The 9,206-nt window shown below is 40.9% G+C and carries 6 protein-coding genes and 1 pseudogene; 4 read left to right on the top strand and 3 right to left on the bottom strand.

Translation table 11 applies throughout. The features are described from left to right. The 3 genes and pseudogenes from M5U24_RS08255 to M5U24_RS08245 form a co-directional block, all read right to left on the bottom strand. Positions 1-708: pseudogene (locus tag M5U24_RS08255) on the bottom strand (lipopolysaccharide biosynthesis protein); the annotation flags it as partial. A 125-nt stretch (positions 709-833) separates the two neighbouring features. After that, positions 834-1,367, bottom strand: a complete 534-nt coding sequence (locus M5U24_RS08250) for a Wzz/FepE/Etk N-terminal domain-containing protein (protein ID WP_298202129.1) — start codon at positions 1,365-1,367, stop codon at positions 834-836. Positions 1,368-1,547: 180 nt separating this feature from the next. Beyond that, on the bottom strand, positions 1,548-2,387 hold the full coding sequence (locus M5U24_RS08245; RefSeq protein WP_164995254.1) for an SLBB domain-containing protein: 840 nt from the start codon (positions 2,385-2,387) through the stop codon (positions 1,548-1,550). Positions 2,388-3,305: 918 nt separating this feature from the next. Here M5U24_RS08245 and M5U24_RS08240 point away from each other — a divergent pair. From M5U24_RS08240 to M5U24_RS08225, 4 genes are all read left to right on the top strand, one after another. Further along, positions 3,306-4,643 carry an IS1380-like element ISCku8 family transposase gene (locus M5U24_RS08240; RefSeq protein WP_099323988.1) on the top strand — a complete coding sequence of 446 codons (1,338 nt, stop codon included), beginning with the start codon at positions 3,306-3,308 and terminating at the stop codon, positions 4,641-4,643. 690 nt (positions 4,644-5,333) lie between these two features. Continuing rightward, positions 5,334-5,534 (top strand): hypothetical protein, encoded by a 201-nt coding sequence (locus tag M5U24_RS08235; RefSeq protein WP_164995255.1) that lies wholly within the window; start codon positions 5,334-5,336, stop codon positions 5,532-5,534. A gap of 626 nt (positions 5,535-6,160) precedes the next feature. Then, positions 6,161-7,528 carry an NAD-dependent succinate-semialdehyde dehydrogenase gene (locus M5U24_RS08230; protein ID WP_099323957.1) on the top strand — a complete coding sequence of 456 codons (1,368 nt, stop codon included), beginning with the start codon at positions 6,161-6,163 and terminating at the stop codon, positions 7,526-7,528. Position 7,529: 1 nt separating this feature from the next. Then, positions 7,530-9,164 carry an acetolactate synthase large subunit gene (locus M5U24_RS08225; protein WP_099323958.1) on the top strand — a complete coding sequence of 545 codons (1,635 nt, stop codon included), beginning with the start codon at positions 7,530-7,532 and terminating at the stop codon, positions 9,162-9,164. The last annotated feature ends 42 nt before the right edge of the window (positions 9,165-9,206 follow it).

The following is a 9,206-nucleotide window of genomic DNA, read 5'->3' as shown; positions in this document are numbered from 1 at the left end:
AGCCTCTTCCAGTGCAATTTTTCCCTCGAGTACGTGCGTAAGGCCGGAATTATTCGGAATCTTAAACATTTCGTGTATTTCCGGGGATTTCAGGTTCGCATCAATAACCAGTACCTTATGGCCTTCTCTCGCAAGGGAAAGGCCGATGTTTGCAACTATGGTGGTAGAACCTTCCAAATGAGAGACGGCGGTTATCAAAAGAGCCTTTAGCTTTTTATCTTTCATCAATAGATATATCTGGTCAGAGAGGTCATGATAGGACGAATTCAAAACAGTTGCTTTTTTAGTGTTGCGGAGCAATGATTTATTTCTAAACCACTTTTTTGGAATAGCGCCTAAAAGCGGCAAATTCAAGAATGTCTCAACATCACGCGGCGATTTGAATGTATGGTCAATATATTCTAGTCCAAAGGCGAACATAATTCCCAGGAATATGCTCATAAAGAAGGCGAGGACAATGGATATTTTTTTCTTATCACTCGTTGAGCGAAGAGGTACCAGGGCCTGTTCAATAATTTTGACGCTTGCCGGGCCTATCGCCTCTATATCAGGAAGCGTTGCACCAGTAAGGTTTTGGGTCAACTTTTCAATATTTTCTCTTAATTGTACGACAATTGGCTGTTTTTCCCCATATTTTAGCTGAAGTTCTGCCAATTGTTGTTCAAGATCAAAGATAATATACGAGCGGCTTACTACGTTGGCAATCATAGCTGCAGATTGCGGGTTGAAGTCAGTAGCGTGTATTGTAAATAACAAGGTGCCCCTTATTGGTTCTGCAATGATATTTTTTGATTTTCAACCCCTTACAATCTTTTTCATTTTTCATTCCTTTTTTAGTTTTCAACCCCTACGAAAGCATATGGCTGCTCATATATGCTACCGGAAGGATTTGCCATCTCACCTTTGGTATGCAATATTCTGATTTGTCGATCATCATTCAAATCACTATAAGATAGGGACTCATTTTCGGGTGAGACAATATCTGATTTCAACTTCGACATCTTAAGTCTTAAATCTATCAAGTACGCTTTAAGTGAAGAGCAATAATTCTTTTCATAGTCAGGAGGACGTTCATGAAGATTAAGCGCCCTGACTGCACGTTCGATTACAGGATTCGAAATTACAATCTCACTCTGAGTAAGAGATGCTTCGGATTGTTCATAACTACCGAAACCTCTATAATAAGGAGAATCAATTTGTTTTTGTGCAGAGACAAGTATTTTAACCTGCGCCTCATAAACAGGTGTCCTGAGTTCCAGGCCGATAAAGACACTTATGATAACCGTAATAAATGTGGTTATAATTACCGCTTTGTGTCTGAATACGACCCGTAAATAATCCTGCAATGTACTTAAATTTGAATTCACATTCCCTCCATAGTGCTTAGCAATTAATAATGTAATCTTAACGAGTGCTTTTATTTGCGATAATAAACGATAGTATACAAAGCACTGGAATAAGCGAAAACACAGGCATTCAGGCACAAGTATATTATCGACAGCTTATGCAATTAAGCATTAGCCTGAAATAATAAAATATTTAAAACACTAAAGTATTCCTTCTGCTGCAACCACTATATCATCCGGCTCTAATAGGATGTCTTTGCCGACGTCTCCTTTCATGGCGCCTTTAACGTCTACTTTAATGCTTTCATATCCCGGTTTGCCAGGGACTATTCTAAGGATTTTAACCCTGTCAGGAGAACCATATTTTGCAAAGCCTCCTGCCATGGAAATTGACCGAAGGACTGTCATATTATCCTCAAGTGTGAATTTGCCGGGTCTCATTACCTCGCCATACACAAAGAAATATCTGCTCTTTTCTACTACCAATATATCCCCAGCCTCAAGGTGCATATCAATGTTCGTACTGCTTTCTTTTGTATTTTTGAGGTCTATATTGAATTCCTTATATTCCTGATTGTCCTTCAGCTTACGTCTGAGTTTTACACTTCCATAAAGGCCGTCCAGAGTTATGCCTCCAGCTGTCGAAAGGGCCTTTAGTACAGTAATATCATCCTCAAGTACAAATCTTCCGGGATTTTTAACCTCACCATACATAAAATAATTCATGCTTTTAGACTCTGACAATGATACGGACACAACAGGATATTTTATGTAACCAGTAAGGCTTTTTGTGAGTTCCTTTTCGATATCGGGCAGCGTCATCCCTTTAACATAAACTACACCAACATAGGGAAAAGATATAGCTCCATCTGACGTCACGGGAGCTGTTGTTCTAAGGCTTTCATGCCCCTGTACGATTATCTGAAGAACATCATCCACATTTACAGTATATTGTTCCCTAGGCTCATCTGCATAATTTGTTTTCGATATAATAAATAGACTGAAAAATACAAATAACACTACCAAAAAGCTTTTAAACATCGCTACCTCCTTTAAATAAAATATGCAATGACATTGCTTTTTAAGCTTTCACCGCTTCGCACAATTCCTCTGTCTTTGCAAGTTGAGTATGATATTGGGTCGCCTTTTTTTAGCTATCTTCAAAGGGAACTTACGGCATCCATATTGGTTTCTCTCCGCGTCTTTGAAAAGCAATTCGTAAATCACAATTATCTTGCGCCGGTAATATGATGTTTTACTGATAGCAAACAAAAGACCAAAAAGTCCATATCGGATGTTACGATTCCATTGCTAACTGCTAAAGATATAAGAAGATAAATACAAATTTAAAATAAAATAATGATTCTCCATTATTTTGCCAAACGTACTCTCTACAATACATATTGCATAATGCATACAGTAGTTTTTACAGTATATCCACAGGAGAAGGCCTGTTAAATAGTGGAGAACCAACATAAAAATAATAAGGCACAACAGACAAAATAAACTTAAGAGAAATGGTTTCGGAAAAATATTTTTATGCAGAATTTGCGTGATTGTATGCAATGCCACAAAGTGAATGGCATTATTAGAACCCTGCATTTTGAAGAATGTATTGAAACGAATGGCATGCAGATATGTGTGGCTATTGGAAAATATTTCATCTACAAAATACCTAAGTAAAGACAGCCTTATTACTTAAGTTTACAATACTATAATTTGTGTAACAACAAATTTTGTTCTTTTTTTAAACGCAATATTTGCGCAATTACGGATTTTTTCTAAATGAATTGTCACAATAAGGTGAAATTCGAAATACGAAACAAATTCTAATGATACCTAAATCCTGCAAACAAGGCAAAGCCTTGTTGCAGGAATAGGATTGAAATGGTAGGATTTCCAAGGTATTCGGCGGTATATTGATAACAAAAAACACCTGAAAGGAGATTCACCATTTCGATGAAGAATATAGCAAAAAAATACAGCAAAAGACAACCGAAAATCAAGGCAGAGATGAGCGGGAAAGGCTTAACGGTACATGCAGGGCTTTTACCGGTATTGAATTTTATGGGTAAGCTGATGTTCCGGGAGAGAGTCCATGAAGCGGTCCATAAGGATCGTGGAGCAAATGCCCGGTATCAGTTTGTCGATGCGGTACAAATGGTAGTGATAGGGTTGATAGCAGGGGCGACATCGATGGTAGAGGTGATGAAGGTGTGTACAGATGAGGTATTGAAGAAGATGTCCGGGTGGAAAGAGGTACCTGTAGATACTACGATAGGACGTATTATGAAGCTGGCGAGTCAGGGAGATATAGTGGAACTGACGGGGGTGATCCACCGGTTTAGGGGAAAGATATGGAAGCGTGCGGTGAGATCAGGCCATAAACTCAGGAGTGCTCTTTGCGAAGTATGGATAGATGTTGATTCTACCGTAGATGGTGTATATGGGAAACAGGAGGGTGCAGAGGTAGGATATAATCCGCACAAGAAGGGGCAGAAGGCGTATCATCCCTTAATGGCATTTATTGCAGAAACAAAGGAGGTATTACATAGTTGGTTCCGCTGTGGAAGCGCCTACACGAGTAACGGAGTAGTAGAGTTCATGAAGGAATGTATGGCGTACATGAATAAGGGGGTAAGGGTGGTATTTCGGGGAGACAGCGGTTTTTTTACCGGAGAATTACTTGAATACCTTGAGTCAATATTGGCGGGATATCTGATTAAGGTAAAGCTGAAGAATCTGGAAGGATTGCTTGAAGGGCAGAAATGGAATGAGGTGAAAGGGGAGCCAGGATGGGAACAGGCTGAATTTTGGTATCGATGTGCAGGGTGGGATCGTGCGAGACGTTTTGTGGCAGTGCGGCAATTGGTCAAAAGAGAAAAGAAATTAGTAGAAGTGTCCGTGTATGAGTATTTTTGTTACGTTACAACGGAGCGGTTAAGTCCGATGGAAGCGCATCGTTGTTATGGAAAGAGGGCTACCTGCGAGACTTTGATAGAAGAGAGTAAAGGACAGATGAATGCGGGGCACATACGTACGGGTGAATTTTTGGCCAATGCTGCGCTATTTCAGTGTGCGGTGTTAGCGTATAATCTTTTGAAGTGGATGGGATTGCTCAGTGGTGGAGTGATACAAAAGTGGGAAGTAAAGACGATGAGACTGTGGTTAATCCGTGTGGCAGGGAAACTGGTGGAGAGAAGCCGGCAGATGACATTAAAATTGCCGGAGAAATTTCTCCATCAGGAGGAATGGGAAAAGTGGGAACGCATGTCACTGGATGTAGTTTTTCAGTAGAAAACCGACGTTGTATTTCGTTTTTTAGTCTTTTGAGAGTGGTAAGTATACCGCAGATGGAGACAGTACATCCCTATCTTGATTTTCATTGCATCAGAGAGCACGTTTCCGACAATTTCCCATGTCTTTTTGTTTAAAGTAGTACAATAGCGCTACCACAATTGCTAAAAACGGATAATCTGTTATCGCTTTTTGCCAATCTTGGTAGTGGAAAATACTGATTTTCGCATTGCGAAAATCGTTTGCAGGATTTAGGTGATAAAATGATTTGAAATTCTAAACGAGGTTGAAGCACGATCAAAAATCATTGTTGGAGATTTCGAAAGAGATTATGCGAAAAACTATCTGATGGTGTATGTGAGGGAAACCCTGTTATTGCTATTTTCGACAAAAGGGGGGAATTCGAAGATACTGCAATTCGTATGTTTTTATCTGTATTAATTGATATAAACTGTGATATAACATATCGCTAAAAGTATTGTAGCAATCTCTAATAATTTATTTTTTTTAAAAACCTCAATAAATTTTATGGAAAAGGGGGATGAAAATCTGGAATGAACTGACGTGCATATTATGAAACATCACAAGGCGCTGTAAAATAGTATCCCACACGGAGCCTTACGCCTTGGCGCTTCCAATGTGATATACATCGTGTGGAATTTAATTTCTAAAAATATTCAGAGGGAATATATGAGCAACTCAGAAACCGAACAGGAAGTACTTGTAGTTATATCAAAATTGAAAAACTATATCCGCTCAACCGCCGGAATGAATACGGCCGGCAATGTTGCATCGAAGTTATCTGGCATCGTCCGCAACTTGTGCGACCAGGCAATTGAAAATGCTAAATCGGACGGACGCAAAACGGTGATGGAAAAGGATTTTTCCTGAACGTCCGCCTGTTTTTAAAAAACAATGGGATGCGCTAATGATTATTATTTATAAAAATAAATAACCATTGTGCCTCAGCAAAACATCTTAAGCGGGACGGCAATTAAGCCGTCCCGTTCCCCCCCTTAAACCTGTTGTTGCAATCTATGGCCTTGATGCTTATCCCATTTATCTTTTTGTCTCTTTCTTCACCCCAGGACCAACGGCATCGCATGACCTTTTTTTCACATTCTGTTTAATCTTTGACATCACCTTTTATACACTGGTAAGGCAACTATTCAGCGTAAATATTACACGACTACCGGCGGTGTCTCGGTTTTGCATTTGCAAACCAGATAGAATGTAAATGGTTTCCATGGCGCTATTACTTACCCAAACTTATTTTGAGCCAGTTTGGGTACGAGTTGTGCTTCGGTAGTCTAATAGATTACGCTTAATAGTCACAATCCATTAATGTTATTTATTTGACTATAATTACAAAAAAGTTCGGGATAAATATTATATGGCATTGTAAAATATTAATGTAGAGACACATACAATGTGTCTCTACATTAATATTGAAATTCCTAAACTTTAAATTGTTACTATTTTTTTAACATAAAAAAGCAATTTCAGGCGGGTCATAGATGAAAATTACATCAATAAATCCCTATACAGAAGAGATTATCGAAGAGTTTGAACTGCTTACGGAAAATCAGTTGCATGTGGAAATAAAGAAATCCCGTGAAGCCTTCCTTAAATGGCGTAATGTAGAAATAACCGAAAAAACGAAACTCGTTCAAAATTTAGCCATGGAATTACGGAAGGAACAAAGGAGATATGCTGCCACCATCACAAGGGAGATGGGAAAATCTATTACAGAATCCACGGCGGAGGTGGAAAAATGCGCGAAACTGTGTGAATATTACGCAGAAAATGCCGCGGAGTTTTTGAAGACAGAGTACATTCAAACCGGAGAAAAACAATGCTACGTAAACTTTGAACCTTTGGGAATAGTGTTGGCAATAATGCCATGGAACTTTCCTTTCTGGCAGGTATTTCGCTGCGCCGTGCCTGCAATCGTCTCCGGAAACTCCTGTGTGCTGAAGCACGCCTCCAACGTTCCACGGTCTGCCCTTGAAATAGAAAGCATTTTTACCAATGCAGGGTTTCCGCTTAACGTATTTAAGACCGTATTGATCGACGCAGGATCCGCAATAAAACTCATTGATGGAGATAAGGTGGACGCAGTTTCCCTTACCGGCAGCAATAAAGCCGGAGAACAAATCGGGGCAATCGCGGGGAAAAGGATCAAACCCATTGTCCTTGAACTCGGTGGTTCAGATCCGTTTATCGTACTGAAAGATGCGGATATTGAAAGAGCTGCGGAAACTGCGGCAAGGGCGCGGATGCTGAACGTCGGACAAAGCTGTATTGCGGCAAAGAGGTTTATTGTTATTGAAGCCGTCGCCGGACAGTTTATCAGCAGGTTTACGGAACATTTCCGGTCTTTAAAAATGGGAGACCCTATGGATGAGAATACAACGGTATGCCCCCTGGCGCGAAGGGATTTTGTGGAAGAATTGGAAGGTCTGTTAAACGACGCAAGACTAAAAGGCGGAAAGATTGTTTTTCCGGATGAACCAAGACCCCCAAAAGGGTTCTTTTTTACACCATGCATCGTGACGAATGCAACCCGCGAGATGAGAATTGCCAGAGAGGAAGTATTCGGGCCAATTGCCCCTGTTTTAATAGTAGCAAATGAAGAAGAGGCTGTTTTGGTTGCAAATGATACGGAATATGGTTTGGGCGCATGCATCTGGAGCAGAGACGTTGATAAAGCGCAAAGGCTTGCAACGCTCATTCAGTCGGGTATTGTGGCAATCAACGACATGGTAAAATCGGACCCCCGAATGCCGTTTGGAGGCATAAAGAAATCAGGGATCGGAAGGGAATTGTCCCATTATGGTATTAAAGCATTTGTCAATATAAAAACTGTAGTGGTAAAAAATTAAGATGAAGGCATCTGATTTATTCGTTCACCAGTTGCTGGAAGAAGGCGTTGAATATATTTTTGGTTTGCCGGGTGAAGAAAATCTTGATTTCCTGGACTCCATTCGCAAGGCAAAGATAAAACTCTTTGTTACGCGACACGAGCAGGCGGCGGCTTTTATGGCGGCAACATACGGAAGGCTTACCGGAAAAGCAGGGGTTTGTTTTTCAACCCTAGGGCCTGGCGCCACAAATATGGTCACCGGAGTCGCACACGCCCAGCTAATCGGCGCCCCATTAATCGCTATTACCGGACAAAAGGCGCTGGTAAATAACTGGCAGGCAAAATTTCAGGCAGTAGATATCGTCAGCCTAATGAAACCAATTACAAAACAAAGCGTGTCAATCATTGACCCAAACAACATTCCGACAATTGTAAGAGAATCATTCAAAATTGCAGAAGATGAAAGGCCGGGCGCCGTTCATGTTGAACTTCCCGAAGATGTGGCGTCTTCAAAGGCAAACGCCCCGACTCAAAAGAGGGGATTTATCAGAAGGCCATCCCCGGACCACCGCGCGATTGGTGCAGCAGCGGAACTTATTAATAAGGCAACACATCCTTTGATCATCCTTTCTTCCGGCGCAAACAGAAAACGAATCACAAAACATCTTCAGGACTTTATAAATAAGACGCAGATTTACGTAGTACACACACAAATGGGGAAAGGGGTAATCGGGGACGACTGTCCATACAGCCTGTTTGCCACAGGGATACACAAAAGGGATTACGTAAATTGCGGCATCGATTTGGCTGATTTGATTATCACCATTGGATATAACACGGTTGAGTATCCTCCTTTTGTATGGAATAAAGACCTTCATAAGAAGATTGTAAATATCGACTTTGTTGACGCACAAACGGATAAATATTTTAATCCGGATATTGAGGTAATCGGGGACATCTCCCATTCATTAAGAAAACTGGCGGTAAAGATAGAGAAGAAAACCACTTTAGAATTCGAAAAACTCCGCAATTTTCTGGAAAAGAAACTGGAGGCAAAAGAAGAGGGAAAATATCCCTTTACTCCCATGGAAATTGTGTACCACGTCAGAAAAACACTCGACAGGGAAGACATCGTCACGCTGGACAATGGCATTTACAAGCTATGGTTTTCGAGACTCTACAGAACGTATGCACCTGACACCCTGCTTCTTGACAATGCGCTTGCTACCATGGGCGCTGGATTGCCATCAGCGCTCACGGCAAAGCTGCTCAATCCCGGGAAAAAAGTGCTTGCGGTTGTTGGCGACGGCGGTTTCATGATGAATTCTCAGGAACTGGAAACGGCCGTCAGGTACAAAATACCGGTTGTGGTACTCATCGTAAATGATAATGCCTTTGGTTTCATAAAATGGAAGCAAAAGAATATGAAGTTAAGGAATTTTGCCCTCGATTACAGCAACCCCGATTTTGTAAAGTACGCAGAGAGTTATGGCGCAAGCGGTTTTAAGATAAACAAAGGAGAACACCTTTCTGACGTACTACGCCAGGCTTTTTCCCTGAACAAACCGGCAGTCATTGAATGCCCCGTTGACTATTCCGTAAATTACGACGTATTTTCACAGGAACTTCAAAATTGTGTGTGTGAATTGCTGTAATATTACCTGCTGCATAAAGCGCAGTCGGCAGTTCGGCAAATT

The organism is Candidatus Kuenenia sp. (genome assembly GCF_027493735.1).
GTDB lineage: Bacteria > Planctomycetota > Brocadiia > Brocadiales > Brocadiaceae > Kuenenia > Kuenenia stuttgartiensis_A.
The sequence above is the reverse complement of the archived record's forward strand: the minus strand, read 5'-3'. Positions and strand labels throughout refer to the sequence as shown.

Coding starts and splice junctions, on each gene's coding strand:
- M5U24_RS08245 (WP_164995254.1), bottom strand. CDS start 2,387: ATGTTTAAAAGCTTTTTGGTAGTGTTATTTGTATTTTTCAGTCTATTT.
- M5U24_RS08240 (WP_099323988.1), top strand. CDS start 3,306: ATGAAGAATATAGCAAAAAAATACAGCAAAAGACAACCGAAAATCAAG.
- M5U24_RS08235 (WP_164995255.1), top strand. CDS start 5,334: ATGAGCAACTCAGAAACCGAACAGGAAGTACTTGTAGTTATATCAAAA.
- M5U24_RS08230 (WP_099323957.1), top strand. CDS start 6,161: ATGAAAATTACATCAATAAATCCCTATACAGAAGAGATTATCGAAGAG.
- M5U24_RS08225 (WP_099323958.1), top strand. CDS start 7,530: ATGAAGGCATCTGATTTATTCGTTCACCAGTTGCTGGAAGAAGGCGTT.